This is a genomic window from bacterium (assembly GCA_024228115.1).
Taxonomy (GTDB): Bacteria; Myxococcota_A; UBA9160; order UBA9160; family UBA6930.
Genome location: JAAETT010000349.1, coordinates 1 through 513, shown reverse-complemented (window position 1 = coordinate 513; position 513 = coordinate 1). Strand labels below are relative to the sequence as shown.

The following is a 513-nucleotide window of genomic DNA, read 5'->3' as shown; positions in this document are numbered from 1 at the left end:
CTCCAACCGCCCCATCGAAGACTGGGGCAAGCTGCTCGGCGACACGGCGGCCGTCACCGCCATGCTCGATCGGCTCCTTCACCACGCCCACTTCCTGAAATGCGGACCCCGGAGCTGGCGATCCCGAGAGAAGGCCACCTCGAAAAACACACCCACAAAGGGCTAATCACACCACACCTGTCTTGGGCGGCTCCCTATGGCCGCTTTTCAGACGTTCACGTATGGCCGGTTTTGAGGTGTTCACCGAGGGCTTGCCAGGCTTCCCCGTGCGATCCTGGTCCCCAGGTTCCCGTCCGTTCTTCTCGTCTTCCTCTCGTTGGCGCGCCTCCAAACGCTTCTTCGCTGCCTGGATCGTTGCCAGCCGCTGCTCGCAATTCGACAGCTCCTTCGGCAGCTCGGAGCCTCGCTGGCCCTTGCCGTAGCGCTGGTCTTCCATCGCATCCGTCTTCCCGGCCCGCTCCATCAGCTCCCGAATCTCCTGACGCAGCCGCTTCTCCTCCTGCTTCATCCGCT

The 513-nt window shown here is 63.2% G+C and carries 2 protein-coding genes; one reads left to right on the top strand and one right to left on the bottom strand.

Annotated features, from left to right (window positions below; all coding sequences use genetic code 11):
• Positions 1-166: ATP-binding protein (locus tag GY937_15345; GenBank protein ID MCP5058080.1), on the top strand; the 166-nt coding region annotated here is incomplete at its 5' end.
• Here GY937_15345 and GY937_15340 read toward each other — a convergent pair.
• A partial coding sequence (locus GY937_15340; protein ID MCP5058079.1) for a hypothetical protein occupies positions 167-513 on the bottom strand: 347 nt, incomplete at its 5' end. It abuts the gene before it with no gap.